This is a genomic window from Mesorhizobium sp. M8A.F.Ca.ET.181.01.1.1, from assembly GCF_004792025.1.
Classification (GTDB): Bacteria; Pseudomonadota; Alphaproteobacteria; order Rhizobiales; family Rhizobiaceae; genus Mesorhizobium.
Genome location: NZ_SRTV01000009.1, coordinates 236,963 through 257,473, shown reverse-complemented (window position 1 = coordinate 257,473; position 20,511 = coordinate 236,963). Strand labels below are relative to the sequence as shown.

At 64.1% G+C, this 20,511-nt stretch carries 19 protein-coding genes; 10 read left to right on the top strand and 9 right to left on the bottom strand.

The features are described from left to right. Positions 1–1,055, top strand: a 1,055-nt coding sequence (gene hemA / locus EN824_RS27945; protein ID WP_135932927.1) for a 5-aminolevulinate synthase, incomplete at its 5' end; no start/stop codon positions are given. Between the two features lie 243 nt (positions 1,056–1,298). Here hemA and EN824_RS27935 read toward each other — a convergent pair. Then, positions 1,299–2,465 carry a pyridoxal phosphate-dependent aminotransferase gene (locus tag EN824_RS27935; RefSeq protein WP_127870800.1) on the bottom strand — a complete coding sequence of 389 codons (1,167 nt, stop codon included), beginning with the start codon at positions 2,463–2,465 and terminating at the stop codon, positions 1,299–1,301. Between the two features lie 109 nt (positions 2,466–2,574). Beyond that, on the bottom strand, positions 2,575–2,997 hold the full coding sequence (mscL, locus tag EN824_RS27930) for a large conductance mechanosensitive channel protein MscL (protein WP_127279505.1): 423 nt from the start codon (positions 2,995–2,997) through the stop codon (positions 2,575–2,577). 247 nt (positions 2,998–3,244) lie between these two features. On the opposite strand from mscL, the gene EN824_RS27925 reads away from it, so the two are divergent. Then, the gene (locus EN824_RS27925) at positions 3,245–6,754 is read left to right on the top strand and encodes a PAS domain-containing hybrid sensor histidine kinase/response regulator (RefSeq protein WP_135932926.1); all 3,510 of its coding nucleotides are present in this window, start codon (positions 3,245–3,247) and stop codon (positions 6,752–6,754) included. 140 nt (positions 6,755–6,894) lie between these two features. Here the strand turns inward: EN824_RS27925 and EN824_RS27920 are convergent, their stop codons facing one another. After that, complete coding sequence (locus EN824_RS27920; RefSeq protein ID WP_189343535.1) at positions 6,895–7,809, bottom strand: LysR family transcriptional regulator; 915 nt, start codon at positions 7,807–7,809, stop codon at positions 6,895–6,897. A gap of 132 nt (positions 7,810–7,941) precedes the next feature. Here EN824_RS27920 and EN824_RS27915 point away from each other — a divergent pair, with 132 nt between their 5' ends. Further along, the gene (locus EN824_RS27915) at positions 7,942–9,450 is read left to right on the top strand and encodes an MFS transporter (protein ID WP_135862022.1); all 1,509 of its coding nucleotides are present in this window, start codon (positions 7,942–7,944) and stop codon (positions 9,448–9,450) included. A 17-nt stretch (positions 9,451–9,467) separates the two neighbouring features. On the opposite strand, the gene EN824_RS27910 is transcribed toward EN824_RS27915, so the two are convergent. Next, positions 9,468–10,127, bottom strand: coding sequence for a response regulator transcription factor (locus EN824_RS27910; protein WP_127870796.1), 660 nt, complete (start codon positions 10,125–10,127; stop codon positions 9,468–9,470). Between the two features lie 121 nt (positions 10,128–10,248). Continuing rightward, positions 10,249–10,677, bottom strand: coding sequence for a hypothetical protein (locus EN824_RS27905; protein ID WP_127870795.1), 429 nt, complete (start codon positions 10,675–10,677; stop codon positions 10,249–10,251). A gap of 107 nt (positions 10,678–10,784) precedes the next feature. On the opposite strand from EN824_RS27905, the gene EN824_RS27900 reads away from it, so the two are divergent. Beyond that, positions 10,785–11,135: a DUF952 domain-containing protein gene (locus EN824_RS27900; RefSeq protein WP_135932925.1), complete on the top strand. Its 351-nt coding sequence runs from the start codon at positions 10,785–10,787 to the stop codon at positions 11,133–11,135. Continuing rightward, the gene (locus tag EN824_RS27895; protein WP_135932924.1) at positions 11,132–12,211 is read left to right on the top strand and encodes a quinone-dependent dihydroorotate dehydrogenase; all 1,080 of its coding nucleotides are present in this window, start codon (positions 11,132–11,134) and stop codon (positions 12,209–12,211) included. The genes EN824_RS27900 and EN824_RS27895 overlap by 4 nt, the downstream gene beginning before the upstream one ends. Here the strand turns inward: EN824_RS27895 and EN824_RS27890 are convergent. Further along, positions 12,204–13,544 (bottom strand): MATE family efflux transporter, encoded by a 1,341-nt coding sequence (locus EN824_RS27890; RefSeq protein ID WP_135932923.1) that lies wholly within the window; start codon positions 13,542–13,544, stop codon positions 12,204–12,206. The two genes, EN824_RS27895 and EN824_RS27890, sit on opposite strands and share 8 nt — an antisense overlap. 132 nt (positions 13,545–13,676) lie before the next feature. Here EN824_RS27890 and EN824_RS27885 point away from each other — a divergent pair, with 132 nt between their 5' ends. Continuing rightward, positions 13,677–14,579, top strand: a complete 903-nt coding sequence (locus EN824_RS27885; RefSeq protein ID WP_135932922.1) for a histone deacetylase — start codon at positions 13,677–13,679, stop codon at positions 14,577–14,579. A gap of 3 nt (positions 14,580–14,582) precedes the next feature. Here EN824_RS27885 and EN824_RS27880 read toward each other — a convergent pair whose 3' ends face one another. The 3 genes from EN824_RS27880 to EN824_RS27870 all read right to left on the bottom strand — a co-directional run bounded on the left by EN824_RS27880 (position 14,583) and on the right by EN824_RS27870 (position 16,720). Beyond that, positions 14,583–14,846 (bottom strand): DUF6460 domain-containing protein, encoded by a 264-nt coding sequence (locus EN824_RS27880; RefSeq protein WP_127278856.1) that lies wholly within the window; start codon positions 14,844–14,846, stop codon positions 14,583–14,585. 96 nt (positions 14,847–14,942) lie between these two features. After that, positions 14,943–15,776 carry a galactosyltransferase Lgt5 gene (locus EN824_RS27875; protein WP_127278855.1) on the bottom strand — a complete coding sequence of 278 codons (834 nt, stop codon included), beginning with the start codon at positions 15,774–15,776 and terminating at the stop codon, positions 14,943–14,945. A gap of 5 nt (positions 15,777–15,781) precedes the next feature. Beyond that, the gene (locus tag EN824_RS27870) at positions 15,782–16,720 is read right to left on the bottom strand and encodes a hypothetical protein (protein ID WP_135862028.1); all 939 of its coding nucleotides are present in this window, start codon (positions 16,718–16,720) and stop codon (positions 15,782–15,784) included. A gap of 455 nt (positions 16,721–17,175) precedes the next feature. Between EN824_RS27870 and EN824_RS27865 the strand changes: the two genes are divergently transcribed. The 4 genes from EN824_RS27865 to EN824_RS27850 all read left to right on the top strand — a co-directional run bounded on the left by EN824_RS27865 (position 17,176) and on the right by EN824_RS27850 (position 20,508). Continuing rightward, positions 17,176–17,793, top strand: a complete 618-nt coding sequence (locus EN824_RS27865; protein ID WP_135932921.1) for an outer membrane protein — start codon at positions 17,176–17,178, stop codon at positions 17,791–17,793. A 180-nt stretch (positions 17,794–17,973) separates the two neighbouring features. Continuing rightward, positions 17,974–18,360, top strand: coding sequence for a hypothetical protein (locus EN824_RS27860; RefSeq protein WP_135862033.1), 387 nt, complete (start codon positions 17,974–17,976; stop codon positions 18,358–18,360). 46 nt (positions 18,361–18,406) lie between these two features. Further along, positions 18,407–19,081 carry a response regulator transcription factor gene (locus tag EN824_RS27855; RefSeq protein WP_135862036.1) on the top strand — a complete coding sequence of 225 codons (675 nt, stop codon included), beginning with the start codon at positions 18,407–18,409 and terminating at the stop codon, positions 19,079–19,081. After that, on the top strand, positions 19,078–20,508 hold the full coding sequence (locus tag EN824_RS27850; RefSeq protein WP_135920991.1) for a HAMP domain-containing sensor histidine kinase: 1,431 nt from the start codon (positions 19,078–19,080) through the stop codon (positions 20,506–20,508). The genes EN824_RS27855 and EN824_RS27850 overlap by 4 nt, the downstream gene beginning before the upstream one ends. Positions 20,509–20,511 lie beyond the last annotated feature (3 nt).

The following is a 20,511-nucleotide window of genomic DNA, read 5'->3' as shown; positions in this document are numbered from 1 at the left end:
TGGGCTCTGGCGCCGGCGGCACCCGCAACATTTCCGGCACGTCCAACCCGTTGGTCGAACTCGAGCATGAGCTGGCCGACCTGCACGGCAAGGAAGCCGCCCTGGTCTTCACCTCCGGTTTCGTCTCCAACGAAGCCTCGATCTCGACCATCGCACGGCTTTTGCCCAATTGCCTGATCATCTCGGACGAGCTGAACCATGCCTCGATGATCGAAGGCGTGCGGCGCTCGGGCGCCGAGAAGAAGATCTTCCGCCACAATGACGTCGCGCATCTGGAAAGCCTTTTGCAGACGGCCGGGCGCGAACGTGCCAAGCTGATCGTCTTCGAAAGCGTCTATTCGATGGATGGCGACATCGCACCGATCAAGGAGATCGTCGAGTTGGCCGAGCGCTACAACGCCATGACCTATATCGACGAGGTCCATGCCGTGGGCATGTACGGGCCGCGCGGCGGCGGCATCACCGAGCGCGAGGGCCTCGCCGACCGCATCGACATCATCGAGGGCACGCTGGCCAAGGCCTTCGGCACGCTGGGCGGCTACATCACCGGCACCAGTGCCGTCATCGACGCGGTGCGCTCCTATGCGCCGGGCTTCATCTTCACCACCGCGCTGCCGCCGGCCATCGCCGCCGCGGCCACCACGTCGATCCGTCACCTGAAGCGCTCACAGGCCGAACGCGACGCCCAGCAGCAGCAGGCGGGCCGAACCAAGCAGATCCTGTCCGCCGCCGGTCTGCCGGTGATGGAATCGCCGACCCACATCGTGCCGGTGCTGGTCGGCGATCCGGAACTCTGCAAGATGGCCAGTGACCGCCTGCTCGGCGTGCACGGCCTCTACATCCAGCCGATCAACTACCCGACCGTCCCGCGCGGCACCGAGCGGCTGCGCATCACGCCGACGCCATTCCATTCGGATGCGCTGATCGCCGAACTTCAGGACGCGCTGGTCGAAACCTGGGACGCGCTCGGCATCCCCTACGGTTCGGCGGGGCGGCCGGCCGTCGCGAAAAGCGACCGGATCATTCCGCTGCTGGTGCCCAAGTCGGGCGGGTGAAGGCGAGCTTTGTCACCCTCTCGCCGTCATTAGAACCGCAGCGCTGCCCCTCATTGTCCTGCCGGACATTTCTCCCCGTATAGTGATGGGGAGAAAGAGGCTGTCGCGGAGAGTTTCGCCAATCGCAAGCGTTGCAGAACAGGCGCCGGCGTTGCGGCCAGCCTTCTTCTCCCCGTCACTATACGGGGAGAAGGTGCCGGCAGGCGGATGAGGGGCGACGCTAACCTATAAAGGCAAGCAGCCTCAAACCGTCTTCATCCAGCCCGCCAGCCTGTGGGCCGCTTCCTCGAGCTGGTCCAGCCTCCGGTGGAAGCACAGCCTCAAAAACGCTTCGCCACCCGGGCCGAAGGCGGTGCCGGGTGCCAGGCCGACATTGGCCTTGTCGACGATGTCGAAGGCAGCGCTGCGTGAATCGGTGATCCCGTCGACCGTGAAGAACAGGTAGAAGGCGCCCTGCGGCACGGTGAACCGCGCCTTGCCGGTTTCGCCGAGAATGCCGCAGACCAGGTCGCGGGCCTTTCTCGCCCGCTCCACCTGTTCGGCGACGAAGGCATCGCCCTCGTCGAGCGCCGCGATCGCGCCGCGCTGCATGAACTGGGCGACGCCCGAGTTGGAATACTGGATCAGGTTCTCGAACACCTGCTGCAGGCTTGGATGCGTCTTGACCCAGCCGACCCGCCAGCCGGTCATCGCCCAGTTCTTGGAGAAACTGTTGACGAACAGGATGCGGTCTTCCGCCTCCGCGATGTCGAGGAAGGACGGCGCGCGGCCGTGACCATAGTGAAACAGCGAATAGATCTCGTCGGCGATGATCCACAGGCCCTTGGCGCGAGCGAGATCGAGGATCGCTCGCAAGGTCTCATGGTCGGCGGTCCAGCCGGTCGGATTGGACGGCGTGTTGATGAACAGCGCCTTCGTGCGCGGTGTGACCGCCGCCGCGATCTTCTCGACGTCGCATGACCAGCCATTTCCGGAATGGTCGAGCGTGACCGGCACCGGCACGGCCCCCGCGATCGCGGCGGCGGCGTCGAAATTCGGCCAGGCGGGCGACAGATAGATCACTTCATCGCCGGCGCCCGCAAGCGCGTCGAGCGCCAGCTGGATGGCATGCATGCCGGAGCCGGTGACGATGAATTGCTCCTCGGGGAAGGTCTTGCCGAAGTGCCTGGCGTAGTAACGCGCCAGCGCCTGCCTCAGATCGGGAATGCCCCTCTGCCAGGTGTAGAACGTCTCGCCGCCGGCCAGCGCCTTCGACGCGGCATCGGTGATGAAGGACGGCGTCGGCAGGTCGCCCTCGCCGGCCCAGAGCGGGATCAGGCCTTCGCGCAATCTGCCGTAGTTGACGACGGCGACGATACCGCTTTCAGGCGCGGCCAGGGCCTCGGGGCGCAGGGTCTGGATCAGGGTCATTGGGCAGGTCCGTTGTCTCGGGCGTTCGTAAGGGCTGCTTACCAGATACGAAAACAGAAAACCCCGGCCGCGAACGACCGGGGTTTTGGTCCAGAAGAACCGTATCCGTCTATCGCCTGGCCAGCAAATCGCGGATTTCGGTCAGAAGCTGTACATCGGCGGGGGGCGGCGCGGCCGCCGGCGCCGGTTTTTCTTTTTCCAGGCGCCTGCGCATGTTGTTCACGGCCTTGACCATGAGGAAGATGATGAAGGCGAGGATGATGAAATTCAGTACCACGGTGATGAAGCTGCCATAGGCGAAAACAGCCCCTTGCTTCTTGGCGTCCGCCAGCGAAGTGGCGTTGACGGCCGAGGAAAGCCCAAAGAAGTAGTTGTTGAAGTCCAAACCGCCAAAAATCGCGCCGACAATCGGCATGATGATGTCGTTGACTAGGGAATCGACGATCTTGGAAAAGGCAGCGCCAATGATGACGCCGACGGCCAAGTCCATCACGTTACCCTTGGAAATGAATTCCTGGAATTCTTTCAGCATTCGACCCTCCTTGTCATGGCGGGCCGCGCAGCCGTCCCATCCCCGCGGCACCAACCCGGCGACACCATAACAAAAACCTTGGGTTGCACCATCGGCTAAAAGAAGAAAGCAACCGCTTTCTCTTTACCCTGGGCAGCCGCGGAAATCATGGCCCGCATGCGCCGAAAGCCGTGATGGACTTGGCGCCCAAGCTGTGATTGCGTCTGACCGGCCAGGTTAAAATCGGCACAGGGAGGATCTTGCCGGCGTGCAAGGCTTGTTCATCGTCATCATTGCGATCGCCTATGTGACGCTGCTGTTCGCCATCGCCAGCCTGGGCGACCGCCGCTCGATGATGTCTGGACCCGGCCGCGCGCGGCCCTTCATCTATGCGCTCAGCCTTGCCATTTACTGCACGTCCTGGACCTTCTTCGGCTCGGTCGGCCTTTCCTCGGAACGCGGCCTCGAATTCCTCGGCATCTATACCGGCCCGGTGCTGGTGTTCGTGTTCGGCTTTCCATTGCTCAACCGCATCGTGCGGCTGGCCAAGACCGAGAAGATCACCTCGGTCGCCGACTTCCTCGGCGCGCGCTACGGCAAGAGCTTCACCGTGGCCGCCATCGCCACGCTGATCGCCACCATCGGCGCCGTGCCCTATATAGCCCTGCAACTGAAGGCGATCTCGGGATCGGTCAGCCTGATGGTCGAGCATTATACGGGCTCGCCGCCTTCCTTCGATCCCTTCGTCAGCGACATCTCGCTGGTCGTCGCCATGCTGCTTGCGCTGTTTGCGGTCCTGTTCGGCACACGCCATGCCGACGCCACCGAACACCAGGACGGGCTGGTGCTGGCGGTGGCGGTCGAGACGGTGGTCAAGCTCGCCGCTTTCCTGGCCATCGGCCTGATGGTCACCTTCCTGATCTTCGGCGGCCCCGGCGACATGTTCGACCGGCTGGCGCAGAATGGCCAGGTACGGCAGGCAATGGGCTATTCGACGTCGCTCGCCACCTGGCTGGTGCTGACCTGCCTGAGCGGCTTCGCCATCATCCTCTTGCCGCGGCAGTTCTACGTCACCATCGTCGAGAACCGCAGCGAGGCGGAACTGCGCACCGCGACATGGGTGTTCCCGCTCTACCTCGTGGCGATCAACCTGTTCGTGCTGCCGATCGCCTTTGCCGGCCTGACGCTGGTCGGGACAAGGACGAGCAGCGACCTTTACGTGCTGTCACTGCCGCTGTTCAGCGGCCACGATTTCCTGGCCATGGCCGCTTTCATCGGCGGCCTGTCGGCGGCAACCGCCATGGTCATCGTCGAGAGCGTGGCGCTGTCGATCATGATCTCCAACGACCTGATCATCCCGCTGTTCGTGCGCCGGCTGCTGCGGACGACCACTTCCGAAAACGAGGACTGGTCGACGCTTATCCTCAATGTACGGCGTGGAGCGATCTTCATCCTTTTGTTCATCGCCTTTCTCTACTATCGCGAGAGCACCAACAGCGCCCGGCTGTCCTCGATCGGCCTGATGTCCTTCGCGGCGATCGCGCAATTCGCGCCGGCGCTGGTCGGCGGGCTGATCTGGCGCGGCGCCAACGGCCGCGGCGCGGCGCTCGGCATGGTCGCCGGCATCCTGGTCTGGGGCTACACGCTGCTGGTGCCGTCGCTCGTCCCACCCGATACCGGCATCATCGTGCATGGACTGTTCGGCTTCGAGGCGCTGCGGCCACAGGCGCTGTTCGGCACCGTCGCCGAACCGCTGAACCATGGCGTGCTGTGGAGCCTGTCAATCAACGCGCTGTTCTTCGTCTTCGGCTCGCTGTCGCGCGCGTCGGTGCCGCTGGAGCGCATCCAGGCATCGATCTTCGTGCCGCGCGAAGCCGGCCCGATGCCAAGCCTGCGCCGCTTCCGCACGGCCATCACCGTCAACGACCTCAAGGATACCATCGCACGCTATCTCGGCGTCGAACGCACGGAACGCTCCTTTCAATCCTTCGAGAAGAGCAACGGCACCTCGCTGCACGGCAACGAGCAGGCGAGCATGGACGTCATCCGCTTTTCCGAGCAGCTTTTGGCCAGCGCCGTCGGCTCCTCCTCGGCGCGGCTGATCCTGTCGCTGCTGTTTCGCCGCCACGACCGCGAATCCCGCGACGCCTTCCGCCTGCTCGACGACGCCACGGAAGCGCTGCAGCACAATCGCGACCTGCTGCAGATCGCGCTCGACCAGATGGAGCAAGGCATCACCGTCTTCGACCGCGATTTCCGGCTGATCTGCTGGAACAGGCAATACCGGGCGCTGTTCGACCTGCCCGACGAGATGGGCCAGGTCGGCGTTTCGCTCGACCAGATCCTTCGCCATCTCGCCGAGCGCGGCGACATCCCCGCCGACCAGCGCGTGGCGATGCTCAACCGGCTGACCAGCTTCGTCAGCCCCTGGCAGATGGAGCTGAAGACCAGCGGCCGTATCCTCGAGCTGCGCTCCAACCCGATGCCCGATGGCGGCATCGTTGCCACCTATGCCGACATCTCCGGACGCGTCGAGCAGGACCTCGCGCTGAAGCGCGCCAATGAATCGCTGGAACAGCGCGTCAAGACCCGCACCATCGAGCTGACCAGGGTCAACGAGGAATTGACCCGGGTCAACGAGGAACTGGCGCAGGCACAGATGCTCGCCGAGGAGGCCAATCTCGGCAAGACGCGCTTCCTTGCCGCCGCCGGTCACGACATCCTGCAGCCCTTGAATGCCGCCCGGCTCTATTGTTCCTCGCTGATCGAGAAGGCCGGCAAGGGTCCGGCCGGCAAGGCGGCCATCAACATCGAATCCTCGCTGGAATCGGTCGAGACCATTCTGGGTGCCGTGCTCGACATTTCGCGCCTCGATGCCGGCGCGATGAAGCCGGACGACACCGCCTTCAGCCTTGATGGCCTGCTGCGCCAGATCGGCAATGATTTTCGTCCACTGGCCGCGGAGAAAAAGCTTGGCCTGACGATCATGCCGTCGTCGCTGACGGTAACGACGGACCGTAACCTGTTGCGCCGCCTGATCCAGAATCTTGTCTCCAACGCCATCAAATACACCCGCCAGGGCCACATCCTGGTCGGTGTGCGGCGGCGTGGCGAATTGGCGGAGATCCAGGTCATCGACACCGGCATCGGCATTGCCGGCGACAAGCTGAACACCGTCTTTCATGAGTTCACCCGCCTGGACGAAGGCGCCCGCGAAGCCGAAGGTCTTGGCCTCGGCCTCTCCATCGTCGACCGCATCGCCAGGGTATTGCGGCTCGAGATTCGCATCTTCTCCAACCCGGGCAAGGGCACGCGCTTTTCCGTCATCCTGCCGGTGACAGCCGCGCAGGAGTCGCGACGCGAGGTCGAGACCCGGGCGCCGGCCCGCGCGGCGGCTTCGCTGTCGGGGCTGCATGTGCTGTGCATCGACAATGACATCCGTATCCTCGAAGGCATGCGGCTGCTGCTGGAAGGCTGGGGCTGCAACGTCGCCACGACGACCGGCTCGGGGGATCTGGAGAAGGTCGCGGTCCAACGTCCGGACATCGTGCTTGCCGACTACCATCTCGACCGTGAAACCGGACTCGACGTTATCATCAAGCTGAGGGCGACGCACGGTGACGACCTGCCGGCCGTGCTGGTCACGGCCGACCGCTCCAACGAGGTGCGGGCAGCCGCGGCGAGCCTCGACATCCCGATGATCAACAAACCGCTGAAGCCGGCGGTGCTGCGGTCGATGATGGCCAGGTTCAGGCCGATGGTGCGGGCGGCGGAGTGACGCCGGAGCTGTCGGTGCGGCTCGGCTGAACACCCCGGCAAGGACGACGACCCGATCAGCATGCTGCTCATCGAGCAGCCGTAGGCGTTAACGTCAGACGACGCGCAATCCGGCCATCATCGCTGAAACGGGCACGGGACTTACGCGTCGGACAGATTGTCGGCCCCTTGCGAGTTGCGGAACCGGGGCCGCGTGGCGGTGGCCGTTGCCGGCGGGCGATGCTCGCGAAAGGCCATGGCCAGCGTGCGCAGTGCCTCGCGCGACTTGATGTCCGAAAGCGTCGAAAGCAGCACGATCTCGGATGCCGGCAGTGGCGGCAGCCCGAATTTCCGGCTGACCTCGATCGTTCCGGGCGGCGCCAGCCGGCAGGAAAAGACCGATGTGGCGAGGCCGGCGGTGACGGCCTCGGCCACCGCAAAGGAGCCGCAGCCAAGGAACACTTCCGTCCAAGGAATTCCGACCGCGTCGAGCGCGCCGGTCGCGATGTTGCGGATGCCGCAGGATGGCGAGGATGCGGCCAGGTGCAGCGGCTCGCCGGCCCGGTGGACGAAACCCGGAGCGGCGTACCAGCCGAAATGCTCCGGCGCTAGCACCTCGCCATCGCGACGGTCGTCCTCACGGCGGATGATCGCCGCATCGAGCTCGCCGCGGTCGAACGCGTCGAGCAGATCGTGTGAATCATCGAGCCGAACCTCGATGGTGAGGGCAGGATCATGCGCGTTGAGCCGCGCCAGCAGGGTCGGAACCTCGGCGCCGCCGACATGGGTGGCGATGCCGAGCCTGAAGCGGCGGCGGACAGCGGTCAGGCTCGCGACGGCGCGGTCGTGCGCGGCAAGGAAATCGCGCGCCGGCTCCAGGAATATTTCGCCTCGCGTGGAAAGTCGGACCAGCCGGGGCGTCCGCTCGATCAGTCTCTGGCCAAGCCGGTCCTCAAGCCGCTTCAGCCTGACGCTGACCGCGCCTTGCGTGCTGCCGAGCGCTTCGGCGGCACGCGTGAAGCTACGGAGATCCGCAACGGTGACGAACGCCTTCACCGCTTCTACGTCCAGCGTCATGTCAGCTATCTCGCTTTGTTGTCACTGAAATAGCCAACCATGCAATTTTCAAATGATCAAGCCTGCCCTAACTGTGCAGTGCATGGCAGGCGTCAGCAGATCGCCGCGCCCGGGAATTCGAAAGGTTTGACCATGGCTGTCCTCACCCGCCGAGGCATCGTCGTCCTGTTTGCCGCTTGCCTGGCATGCCTGATGTTCGGGCTGGAGATTTCAAGCGTCCCCGCCATCCTGCCGACGCTGGAAGAAGTGTTGCACGCGGACTTCAGGCAATTGCAGTGGGTGATGAACGCCTACACGATCGCGGTCACCACCGTGCTGATGGCGGTCGGCACCATCGCCGACCGTTACGGGCGCAAGCGCGTCTTCCTGGTCTCCATCGCCGCCTTCGGCCTGACGTCGCTGATCTGCGGCCTGGCGGACGACGTATCCACCTTGATCGTCGCCCGGTTTCTGCAGGGCCTGAGCGGCGGCGCGATGCTGATTTGTCAGCTCGCCGTTCTGTCGCACGAATTCAGGGAAGGCCGCGAGCGCGCGGTGGCCTGGGGATGGTGGGGCGTCATCTTCGGTGTCGGTCTTGGCTTCGGGCCCATCGTCGGTGGCGGCATCGTCGCGATCTCGAGCTGGGAATGGGTGTTCCTCATCCATGTGCCGGCAACAGTCATGGCGTTTGTGCTGGCATTGACCGGCGTCCATGAATCGAAAGATCCACAGGCGGGCAAGCTCGACCTGGCGGGCATCGTGACGCTGTCGCCATCGGTCTTTTGCCTCGTCTTCTACATCACGCAAGGACCGGATCTCGGTTTCGCCAGTCCGACGGCACTGGTGATCCTCGGTGTCTCGATCGCGAGCTTCATCGCCTTCCTCATCGCCGAAAGGATCAGCAAGCGGCCGATGTTTGATTTCTCGGTCTTCCGGATCCGGCCGTTTTCCGGCGCCATCGTCGGCTCGGCGGCGATGAACCTCTCCTACTGGCCTTTCATGATCTACCTACCGATCTGGTTCCATGCCGGGCTCGGCTATGACAGCCTTTCCACCGGCCTTGCCTTGCTCGCTTACACACTGCCGACGCTCATGATGCCGCCCTTGGCGGAGCGGCTTTCGCTGCGCTACCAGCCTGGCGTTGTCATCCCGGCGGGGCTCGCCGTCATCGGCGTGGGGTTCATCGCGATGAAGTTCGGCAGCGCGGCCGCCGAGGCCAGCTGGCTGACGATGCTGTCTGGCTGCCTGATCGCCGGAACCGGCCTCGGGATCACCAACACGCCCGTCACCAACACGACGACGGGTTCGGTTTCGAGCGACCGCGCCGGCATGGCGTCGGGCATCGACATGAGCGCCCGCATGGTTTCGCTGGCGCTGAACATAGCGGTGATGGGCTTCATCCTTGCAAGCGGCGTGCTGGCACATCTCAGCCGAGTGCTGCCCGACCTCGATGCCGCCCAGCTGCGTCTCGCCGCCGAAGGGATCGCAGCCGGAAATCCCATCCCTGGTCTACCCGATCCGGTCATGCGCGACGCGCTGCGAAATGGCTTTGGCTGGGTGATGCTCTATGGCGGCATCGGCGTCTGGATCATGGCCGCCGTCAGTTTCATGGTCTTCAGCGTCCGGCCGGTGCGGCGAGCCGAAGTTGAGTGTTCCGATTGAGCCGAGGACGCCGGCGCTCAGCCCGCCGGCTGCAGGGGGTCGCTGCCGATCTTGGACAGCAGGATCACCGCCTGGGTGCGGCTGTCGACGCCGAGCTTCTGCAATATGGCCGAGACATGCGCCTTGATCGTGGCCTCGGAGACGCCGAGCTCATAGGCGATCTGCTTGTTGAGCAGGCCCTCGGCCAGCATGCCCAGCACGCGGGTCTGCTGCGGCGTCAGCGCCTGCAGCCGTTTGATCAGGTCCGATATTTCGGGATCGCGTTCGACGCCGAGATCGACGCCGACGGGTGCCGCGATATCGCCCGCAAGCACCGACTGCACCGCGCCGCGGATTTCCTCCATGCTGGCCGACTTCGAGATGAAACCGGAAGCGCCGAGATCGAGCGCGCGCCGGATGGTCGCCGGATCGTCATGCGCCGACACCACGACCAGCGGCACCGCCGGATGGATGCCGCGCAACGAGATCAGGCCGGAGAGGCCGCTGGCGCCAGGCATCGACAGGTCGAGCAGCACCAGATCGACATCTTCATTGGCCACGACCAGCGCCTTGGCACTCTCGAAATCACCGGCCTCGTGAATGGCGGTGACATTGCCGATGCCGGCAAGCGCCTCGCGCAGGGCGCCGCGAAACAGCGGATGATCGTCGGCGATGACGAAAGAATAGCCTGACGGCAAATGTCCCTCCCCGAATCCCCGATTTACTGCTTTTTGCGGGATCAGTCGGATGATTATGAGGGGCAGCGCGCTGTTTTCAAGCGGCAAAGCCAACGCGCCGCGTTTTCCTTGTCTCTGGCGCTCAAGTCTTCTGCGAGTTGAGCTGGGCGCCGCTATCCTTGTCCATATCCTTGACGATGCCCATGAAGCCCTTCAGGAAGCGCTCCATGTAGCTCATCGTCTTGTTGAAATCCTCCTCGCTCGGCAATTTCGATTCGAGGCGGGCGGAGAGCGAATTCTCCAGCCTGGTGACGCGCTCGTCCATTGCCTTCATCGAGGTCTGCAAGCGATCGACCTCATCCTGGTAAGCGGCGCGTTCGTCGGCCGCCATCTTGCAGACGAGCTGGCCCGAACGCTCTTCGCAGATCGACATCGCGCCGGTCTGGGTATCCATGCGAATATAGCCGGTGGCCGACTTTTCCAGCCGGTAGCGGTCGGTTTCTTCCGAATAAGCTGAAGCCGCGACCAGTGAAACGAGCGCGGCGGGGATCAAGATGTGCTGCAGACGCATGTCGTCCTCCATGGCCAAAGCCTGAAATATCGCATCTTTGCGCCGGAAATGGGGAAGACCCTTGGCCTGGCCTTCCCCGGACGACTGGTTCGGATTATAGCGCAACCATGTCACAGATTATCTACAAGATAACTCCGCAAGCGCCTTGGCGCGAGGCCGAAGCCAATGGCCGCTTCACCGGCGCGCCAATCGACATCGCCGACGGCTTCATCCATTTCTCGACGGCAGAGCAGGCAGCGGAAACCGCGGCCAGGCATTTCTCGGGCCAGACGGACCTTCTGCTGGTCGCCGTCGACGGCGCCAGCCTGGGTGATGCGCTGAAATACGAGGTCTCGCGCGGCGGCGCGCTGTTTCCGCATCTCTACGGCGTGCTCGACCCGAAGGCGGTGCTGTGGGTCAAGCCGCTGCCGCTCGGTGCCGACGGTAGCCACCAGTTCCCGGCCCTGGAGGGGCAATGAGCGTGCTCGACCGGATCGGCCAGAAGCTGCTGTTCACCTTCGATCCGGAAACCGCGCACGGCCTGTCGATCGCGGCATTGCGCTGCGGCCTGCCGGTCGGCGCGCGGACGGTACGCGATACAAGGCTGAAGATCAGCCTTTGCGGCCTCGATTTCCCCAATCCGCTTGGCATGGCGGCCGGCTACGACAAGAACGCCGAGGTGCCCGACGCGCTGCTTGGGCTGGGCTTCGGCTTCGCGGAGGTCGGCACCGTCACCCCCCTGCCGCAAGCCGGCAATCCGAAGCCGCGCATCTTTCGGCTGACATCGGATGAAGCCGTCATCAACCGGCTGGGCTTCAACAATGAGGGCCACGCGGCGGCCGAAAAACGCCTTGCCGCGCGCAAGGGGCGCGGCGGCATCGTCGGCGTCAACATCGGTGCCAACAAGGACAGCACCGACCGCGTCGGCGACTATGAGCGCGGCGTCGCCCGCTTCGCTCCCCGTGCCAGCTATCTCACCGTCAACATCTCCTCGCCCAACACGCCAGGGCTGCGCACCATGCAGGCGCGCGAACAGCTCGGCGAGCTTTTGTCCCGCGTCATGGCCGCGCGTGCCACAGCAATCGCGCGGCCGCCGGTCTTCCTCAAGATCGCGCCGGATCTGGTCGAGGCCGAACTGGAGGATATCGCCGCCGAGGTCATCGAAAAGCGGATCGATGGCATCATCGTTTCCAACACCACGATTTCCCGGCCGGCGCTGCGCAGCGGCAATGCCGCGCGGGAGACCGGCGGGCTTTCGGGAACGCCGCTGTTCGAGCGCTCGACCATCGTGCTGGCAAAAATGCGCAAGCTCGTCGGGCCGGACATGGCCATCATCGGCGTCGGCGGCGTCAACTCCGCCGAAACCGCACTGGAAAAGATCCGCGCCGGCGCCGATCTCGTCCAGCTCTACACCGGCATGATCTATGGCGGACCCGCGCTGCCAGGCCGGATCGTTGCCGGGATGGCGCGCTTTGCCGAGACCGAGCGGCTGAAGTCCATTCGCGAGCTGCGCGACAGCCGGCTCGACCAATGGGCATCGAAGCCGCTCAGCTGAAAGCCGTCCGCACCCGCAGCCGCAGGATCGTCAGCAGGCTGAAGCCCCGCACCAGCAGGAAGACGTGCAAAGCCGCCCACAGGCCCTGATTGCCGAAGGCGGGCGCCAGCGTGATCAGCGCGGCGGCGAAGACGAGGAACGACAACAGCATCATGTTGCGCATGTCGCGCGACCATGTCGCGCCAATGAAGACCCCATCCATCTGGAAGGCGAGCACGCCACTCAGCGCGGTGAACGCCGCCCACGGCAGATAGACATCGGCCACCTCGCGGACCTCCTGCGATGTCGTCACGACAGCGACCAGATTGGCACCCGCCAGCAACAGCACCAATGTCGCGCCGCCGGCCAGGCCGAAACCCCAGAACAGGGTCAGACGGACCGCCTGCCGGAAGGGTAGTGCCGCCCGCGCGCCGATGGCGCGGCCGGCAAGCTGTTCGGCGGCGGTAGCAAAACCATCGAGGAAATAGCCGGCGACGAGAAAGAAATTCATCAGCACCGCATTGGCGGCGAGCGTCACCGTGCCGAACTCAGCGCCCTGGCGGGTGAACAGCGCGAAGGCGGCAAGCAGCGAAAACGAGCGGATCATGATGTCGCGGTTGAGCGACAGCATGTGCCGGAAGGCGCCCATGTCGAGCAGGCGGTGGCGAGGTAAGGGCGGGCTGGATCGGAACCGCCGCACCACGATCGCAAGACCAAGCAGCATGGCGAGGAATTCGCCGGTGACGGTTGCCCAGGCGACGCCGGAAACGCCCCAGCCAAGTTCAAGGCCGAGCAGGAAGCAGAGCGCGATGTTGATGCCGTTGAGCACCAGTTGCAGGACAAGCCCCAGCCCACCCTCGCCGCGCCCCAGCACGTATCCGAGGACAGCGTAGTTGATCAGAGAGAATGGGGCGGCGAGCAGCCTGATCCTGACATAGACGCCCATCGCCTCGCTGACGCGTGGTCCGGCGTCCATGAACCACTGGGCGCCAACGGCGATGAGCGGCGAAAGCGCTGCCAGCACGACACCGGCAACCACCGCGATCAGCACGGCGCGCCAGAACACCGCCTGTTCCTCGAGGGCGTCTCCACGCCCGAAGGCCTGGGCGACGAGGCCTGTGGTGCCCGAACGCAGAAAATTGAAGGTGGTGAAGACGACGTCGAAAGCCAGCGCGCCGGCCGCCAGGCCGCCAAGCAAGGCGGCATCACCGAACTGGCCGACGACAGCCGTATCGACCAGGCCGAGCAGCGGCGTCGTCAGATAGGCGAGCGTCATCGGCACGGCGATGGCAAGCACCGAGCGATTGGTGACGGAAAAGGCTCTGGCGTCGGCTGGGATGGCACCGTTGTCCAAAGGATTGCTGCCTTGCTGATTGCGGCTTGATCGGGGAACCGATGTGCCCCATTTTTTGGCCACCGCGCAATCGTCCTTCCGCGACGGCCAACCGAAATCCCGCTCTGGCGTGAAACCATCCGACCCCAGTCGATGCCCCTGCAGATCGTCCACCACCCCGACTACGACGCCGGCTTTGCCACCAACCATCGCTTTCCGATGAGCAAATATCCGCTGCTGATGGAGGCCTTGCGGGCACGCGGCCTGACCAGCCCAGCGGCGCTCAACACAGCCGAACCCGCGCCGGCGTCATGGCTCGGGCTCGCCCATGCGCCGGACTATGTAGACCAGGTCATCCATTGCGCCGTGCCAGAAAGAATCGAGCGTGAGATCGGTTTTCCGGTCGGCCCGCGGGTCTCGTTGCGCGCACAGCTTGCCGCCGGCGGCACGGTGGCGGCGGCGCGGCTTGCCTTGCGCCACGGCATTGCCTGCAACACCGCCGGCGGCAGCCATCATGCGCGACGCGCACAAGGCGCCGGCTTCTGCACCTTCAACGATGTCGCCGTCGCGTCGCTGGTTCTGTTCGAAGAGGGCGCCGCACACAACGTCCTGGTGGTCGACCTCGACGTGCATCAGGGCGACGGCACGGCGGACGTTCTGGGCGATGAGCCGCGCGCGTTCACCTTTTCCATGCATGGCGAGCGCAATTACCCCGTGCGCAAGATCGCCTCGGACCTCGACGTCGCGCTGCCCGACGGCACGGGCGACGCCGCCTATGTCGAAAGGCTGGCCGCGATCCTGCCGGAGCTCTCGGCGAGAGCGCGTTGGGACATCGTCTTCTACAATGCCGGCGTCGACGTCCATGCAGAGGACCGGCTCGGCAGGTTGGCACTTTCCGACAACGGCCTGCGCGCCCGCGACGAGATGGTCATAGGCCATTTTCGGGCGCTCGGCATTCCTGTCTGCGGTGTCATCGGCGGCGGCTATTCCACCGATGTGCCGGCACTTGCCGCGCGCCACGCCATCCTGTTCGAGGTGGCCTCGGGGTACGCCTGAAAGTCATTTCCGGTAGTTGGCGATCCTGAGCAGGATGAAGGCCGGCACGACGATCGCGGCGCCGAGCAGGATGTAGCCGAGGAAGCGGTCGATGGCGTGGAAGCCGAGATTCCAAAGGTCGATGAAGAACTTCTGGATACCGTAGAACACATCCATCGGCGACCAGCCGAAGGCGTTCATGACTAGGCCGACGAGAAAGGATACCACCAGCAGCTTCAGGACAACCCTGAGCGGCGAGTCGCCGAGAAAGCGCGTCAGTGCGGACAATGCCGTCTCCCGATTGAGATGCCCGGACTCATGGGCACGGCCAAGAGATACGTGCTTGGCGGCCATCCAGCAAGCCGGCACGAGCCAGGACCGTTGCTAGCGTCCGGCTGCCGTGGAAAGCCCGCAGCGCTCGAGCATCTGCCCCAGAGGCGAGCCCTGTGGAACGGTGCGGCCGATCATCCACTGGCGGAGCGTATGGTCGAACAGATGAATGCACAGCGTACGCGGAGTGCCGATATCCGAAAGCGAAAGGTCCGGATCGAGCAGCATTGCGACCTGATGGTGACTAAGCGGATAGAAGACGTCGATGGGAACCGCGTGACCGATGTCGCCGGTTCTGCTGGCGAAATAGGTGAGCGCCTCGGGGCCCAGCCTGCCCCAGCTATAGTTGGAAATGTGGATCGGCAGGCCGATGAATTTGCGCAACCTGTAGCGCATCAGCCTGGAGCGGTTGAGCCAGGGCACGATGTAATACGGATCTTCCGCGAATTTCAGCATCTCAAGCAGTGTCTGGTTGCCGGCCGGCAATTTCAGCACGGCGCCGTTAAGTTGGTCGCTCGACTGGTAACCAAGGATATAGTCCTGTTTCGGGATGGGCTTGAGACAAAACACGTCGCAATCGACGTACAGGCCGAGCCCTGCTTCCAGGATCTTCAAGCGGTAGAGATTGGAAAAGAGGGACGGACTTCCGTTCGACCTGTAGTAGACGATCCGCTCCCTTGGCATCAGTTTCGACGCGTCGACCGTTTCGACGCCTGGCGGAACATTGCGTGGGGTGTCGTAACAATGAAGATGCACCCGGTGGCCCGCCAGCACGAAGGAACGCAGGCACGCGGCATGCAGGTCGTCCAGGGATGCTCCGATCCAAACGGCATTGACGACAGGTTCGATGGCGCCATCCGGCGCTGCTTCCGGATGTTGCCTGTCCATGCCGATCACTTGCCCTCGATGCCCCTGACCTCTGCCGTGAAATCGCGGATGATCCTGGCGGGCGACCGAAGTTCACGCATGGCTGCCCTGTATCCGGCCGCCCGTTCCTCGAGCTCCCGCATGGGCTGCCAGAGGTCCTTCAGGAGATCGAGCCCAGGACCGCCATATGGGCGAAAATACCGCCCGGCAACCGCATCCAGCGAGCCTGCCGGCACCCCGACCGGCACGCAGCCGGCATAGGCGCATTCGACATATTTCATCAGCTCGACATTGTAGCGCGTCCCGCAAAGGAAGAAGTGGCTGAATTGCGCCGCAAGACCGATGTAGCGCGCATGCGTGAAGTCATGACGGGGTGGCTTGCCATGTTCGGGATATCCCGGGTGTTTCAGGTCGAAGATGAACAGTCGCAGCCAAGGAAAGCGCGCACGCCGGCGACGCAAGGCATAGCGCACCGGGTATAATGTTCTGGAATTGCTGCCCGACAGGAAGACCCCGCGGCGACGGCCGGCCAAGGGAATCTCGACCTCCCGCGAGGTATCGTAGGGATAGGGCAAATGGACCACGCGAGAGACTTTCAGCGTCCCTACGAATGCCAGGAATGGCCCCTCGGGATCATAGGTCGTGGCATAGTGAACGCCGGGATGGTCGGCGCAATCGAAGATGAACCTGACACAGGGGTTGGTTGTCTCCGGCATGTCCGAATCGCTGACCCGGAAAAAGAGCGCGGGCCTGTCGCTTGCGGGGACCGCCAGGTGCTTTTTCAGCACCTCGACGTCTCCGGGCTCCAGGCGATTGTCGACGACGGCGACCTCGCAATGGCCCCTGCCGATCTGGCTGATCGGCCGGGCCTCCCATGAAAACGGCCTGGCGAAGGCCGGGCCCACGCCTGGGTAGATCGCCTTGTCATATGGATGCGTGTCCGAATGGAAATAAATGATTCGCAAAAGCAAATTCCCCCGAATTGCCTGGCACCAGCGAACCGAAGCCCCGCCCTCGAGGCCGATTGCCGTCGGATTTTGTACGCTTCCGCGCGTGAGGCGGGCAACTGGGAAGCCTGTTCATGTCAAACAAGTGATCGAGTTTCCCGGTTGCCCGAGATTCGCAATTCTTAAATATGGGTAAACAATTTCATTTTAATTTATTGAAAATAAAGCACAAAATCGCCGTTTTCCAGTTTTGCGCAATGTGCGTGCAATTTTCACTTGCGAGATACCAGGCGTCTTTCAGGTGACGGACCGCGCGGCGATCTACCCGTACCACATAGCCGGCGAAAGCCGGTCCCAGAACCGCGCGGCCATCCAGAAAGACACCAATCGGAGCTGACCGCCCCAATGGTCAGGGTCCTCAGCAGTTAACCAGCGTATCGGGTGCGGATGCGCGTTTGTGTTGGAGTAATGCAGTGTCCCCTCAAGCAAAGATCGTCCTGACGGCGGGTGCCCTTGCCGTCTGCCTCCTCGGGCCGGCAACAGCCGCCGACCTCTCGCCTGCCTACAACGACCCTCCTGCCTCCCAATGGAGCGGCGCCTATGTCGGCGTCCATGGCGGCACGGCATTCACGGGAATGCCGAACCCGTTCGCCGGCCGAAACGGCTTCAGCGGCGGCGTCCAGGCAGGCTACAACCAACAGATGGGCCCGGCGGTTCTCGGCGCCGAGATCGAAGGTTCCTATCTGGGCGGTGCCGAGCACAATGTCCAGGGCGGCAAGATCAAGGAAAAATGGCGTGGCGTGGCCAAGGCGAAGGCCGGCGTGAGCTTCGACCAGACGCTGCTGTTCGGAACCGGCGGCGTGGCCATGACCAGGTTCGACAAGGGCGACGGCGTGAGCAGCAGCGACGGATGGAAGGTCGGTTACCTCGTCGGCGCCGGCATCGAGCAGGGCTTCGCCGGCGGCCTCTCGGCCAAGGTCGAGTACGACTATGTCCGCACCCCCGACGTGGAAACGACGTCGGCCCTTGGCAGGTCCAAGGAGACGATCGGCAGCCACGAGCTGAAAGCCGGCATCAACTACCGGTTCTAGAAACAGCAGGCGGCCGACCTCGATCGCGCGATGGCCGCGGCATCGCGCGATCTTCTTGTTCTTGATGCCTGGACGCAGACATCCCGCCCGAGGCGACGAAGCATTCCATGCTTGTCGCAATGTCGATGTAATCTTCGCAATCTAGGTCGCCTGCGTGAATTTTCACCATGGGAATCAGCAATGTCCACGCATCGCCCGGGCCGACGGACGTCCAAGCTATTGTTCATTGCTATCGCGCTCGCATTGGCGGGCTGCGCCTCCGACATCATGAAGAACTATGTCGGACAGCCGGTCGAATCGGTCGTTCTGGATTACGGGCCGCCAACGGCGATCGTCGACCTCGGCCGGGGAGAACGCGCCTATCAGTGGCGCCAGGTCTCGACGTCAGCGGTTTCCGGGACATCCAGCGGCGAGGTTCGCCACACAAAACACCGAACCGTCTATGAAGAGACCGAAACGCCCGGCTATATCGAGCGCAAGGAATGCTTCTACACATTTTACGCCCGCGCTTCCGGCGGCCGCTGGTTCATCACCAATTTCCGCCGGCCGAAGCTGGAATGCGAGTGAACCGCCGTGCCGCAAATTCCGCGGCCACGCGCTAAGGAGAACGCCAATGCGCGTCCTGCTGATCGAGGATGAACCGGAAATGGCCTCCGTGCTGAAGGCCGCTCTGGAGCGCCTGGACATCATCGTCGACCATGCCGCGACCTTGGCCGATGCGGAGGCGGTGGCTCGTTTGGGCCATCACGACGCCGTGGTGCTGGACCGCCGGCTGCCGGATGGCGATGGCCTCAGCCTGATCCCGCGCCTGCGCGCCCTGCATCTGGATGTGCCGGTGATCGCGCTGACGGCGATGAGCGGGCTGGAGGACCGGGTTGCCGGGCTCGATGCCGGCGCCGACGATTACATGGTCAAGCCTTTCGCCACGGTGGAACTCGTCGCGCGGCTCCACGCCTTGCACCGCCGCTCGTTCACCTCGCGCGCCAATCAGACAATGGTCGGCCGCCTCACCTATGATTTCCGCCATCGCGAGGCGCTGGTCGAGGATCACGCGCTCGATTTGCCCCGGCGTGAAAGGCTGGTGCTTGAAACGCTGATCCGCCGGCCGGGCCGGACCATCATGCGCAGCGCTCTCGAGGAGGCCGTCTACGCCCTGGACGACGAGATCGGCTCGAATGCGCTCGACGCACATGTGTCGCGGCTGCGCCGCAAGCTCGACGATGTCGCCGCCGGCATCGAGATACGAGCGATCCGCAATCTCGGTTATCTCCTGCGGGCAGCCTCGTGAAGAAAGTGCGCGCACGCTCGTTGCAATGGGTCCTGGTCCGCCGGCTGATCCTGCTGCAGGCGGCGACGCTGCTCCTCTTCATCGTGCTGTGCGCGGCAGCCCTTTGGATCGCCAATCCGAGCCTGCTCATCGACAACGAGGCTGCCGTCGCGGCCGTCAAGGATGCCGTCGACCGCGACAAGGACCGCAGGCTGGTCGTCCGTGAAACGGAAGAGCTTACCGCGTTCCGCCAGAGCTTCCCCAATGTCTGGTACATCGTTCGCGACGATAGCGGGCAGAGCGTCCGTTCCGGCACGATCCCGGATGTCTACACCAAGGACTTCGGCGTCCTGCTCGGCGAGGCAGACCACGCCACGATCGGATTCTCCGACAAGGACATGCGGCCGGAAGCCTATATCGAAAACGCTTCGACCAAAGCCGGCGCGGTACGGATCATCGCCGCGACGCAGTCGTCGCGCCAGGAGACCGACGGGCTCGAGATCAACATTTCGGCCACGGTGGAGGTCGCCCGGTATCCGGACGGCAGCAGGAACTGGGAACGCGCGCTGCCGGCGCTGGCGCTCGTCATCGCGATCCTGCTGTTGCCCATCGTCCTCGTCATGGGCGCCACCACACTGGTGACGACGCCGGCCGTGGTCCGCCGCTCCCTTGCCGGCCTTGTCGAAACCGTCCGCCAGGCGGCGCGCATCGATATCGGCACCCGTGCGATGCAGCTGCCGGTCAAGCACGTGCCGCAGGAGATCGCGCCGCTGGTGCATGCCTTCAACGAGGCTCTGGCGCGCCTCGCGCAGGGGTACGACCGGCACAACCGTTTCCTCACCGACGCGGCACACGAACTGCGCACGCCGATCGCCATCCTGCGTACACGCGCCGAGCTGCTGCGGCAGGAGCCGCAAAGCACGCGGCTGCTGCATGATATCGAGCGCCTGTCGCATCTCGCACAGCAACTGCTCGATCATCAATTGCTCGACCGCCCATCCGACCAGCGCGAGATCGTCGATCTCGACGATCTTGTCAGCCGGGTGGCGGCCGACTTCGCGCCGCTCGCCATCGAGGCCGGCTACGACCTTGCCTTCGAGCCGTCGCCCGACAAGACACGCGTCGAAGTCAACGTGCTGCAGATCGAGCGGGCGCTCGCCAACCTCGTGCGCAACGCCATCGAGCATGGCGGCGGCGGCGGTACCATCACGATTGCGATCGACCGGACGGGTGGCATCGAGGTGCGCGACGAAGGCCCGGGCATTCCCGTGGAAGAGCGCGAGAATGTGTTCGAGCCCTTCTATCGCCTGCAGCCGCAATCGCGCGGGGCCGGGCTGGGACTGAATCTCGCCCGGCAGATCGCGCTGCTGCATGAGGGAACCATCCGTATCCTGGCGGGCTCATGGCGCGGTGCCCGCATCCGCATGGAACTGCCGGTTCGTTCGTGACCC

Bases quoted from the DNA above. Each gene is read 5' to 3' on its own strand.
- EN824_RS27935 (WP_127870800.1), bottom strand. From the start codon at position 2,465: ATGACCCTGATCCAGACCCTGCGCCCCGAGGCCCTGGCCGCGCCTGAA.
- mscL (WP_127279505.1), bottom strand. From the start codon at position 2,997: ATGCTGAAAGAATTCCAGGAATTCATTTCCAAGGGTAACGTGATGGAC.
- EN824_RS27920 (WP_189343535.1), bottom strand. From the start codon at position 7,809: ATGACGCTGGACGTAGAAGCGGTGAAGGCGTTCGTCACCGTTGCGGAT.
- EN824_RS27915 (WP_135862022.1), top strand. From the start codon at position 7,942: ATGGCTGTCCTCACCCGCCGAGGCATCGTCGTCCTGTTTGCCGCTTGC.
- EN824_RS27905 (WP_127870795.1), bottom strand. From the start codon at position 10,677: ATGCGTCTGCAGCACATCTTGATCCCCGCCGCGCTCGTTTCACTGGTC.
- EN824_RS27900 (WP_135932925.1), top strand. From the start codon at position 10,785: ATGTCACAGATTATCTACAAGATAACTCCGCAAGCGCCTTGGCGCGAG.
- EN824_RS27895 (WP_135932924.1), top strand. From the start codon at position 11,132: ATGAGCGTGCTCGACCGGATCGGCCAGAAGCTGCTGTTCACCTTCGAT.
- EN824_RS27885 (WP_135932922.1), top strand. From the start codon at position 13,677: ATGCCCCTGCAGATCGTCCACCACCCCGACTACGACGCCGGCTTTGCC.
- EN824_RS27875 (WP_127278855.1), bottom strand. From the start codon at position 15,776: ATGGACAGGCAACATCCGGAAGCAGCGCCGGATGGCGCCATCGAACCT.
- EN824_RS27860 (WP_135862033.1), top strand. From the start codon at position 17,974: ATGTCCACGCATCGCCCGGGCCGACGGACGTCCAAGCTATTGTTCATT.
- EN824_RS27855 (WP_135862036.1), top strand. From the start codon at position 18,407: ATGCGCGTCCTGCTGATCGAGGATGAACCGGAAATGGCCTCCGTGCTG.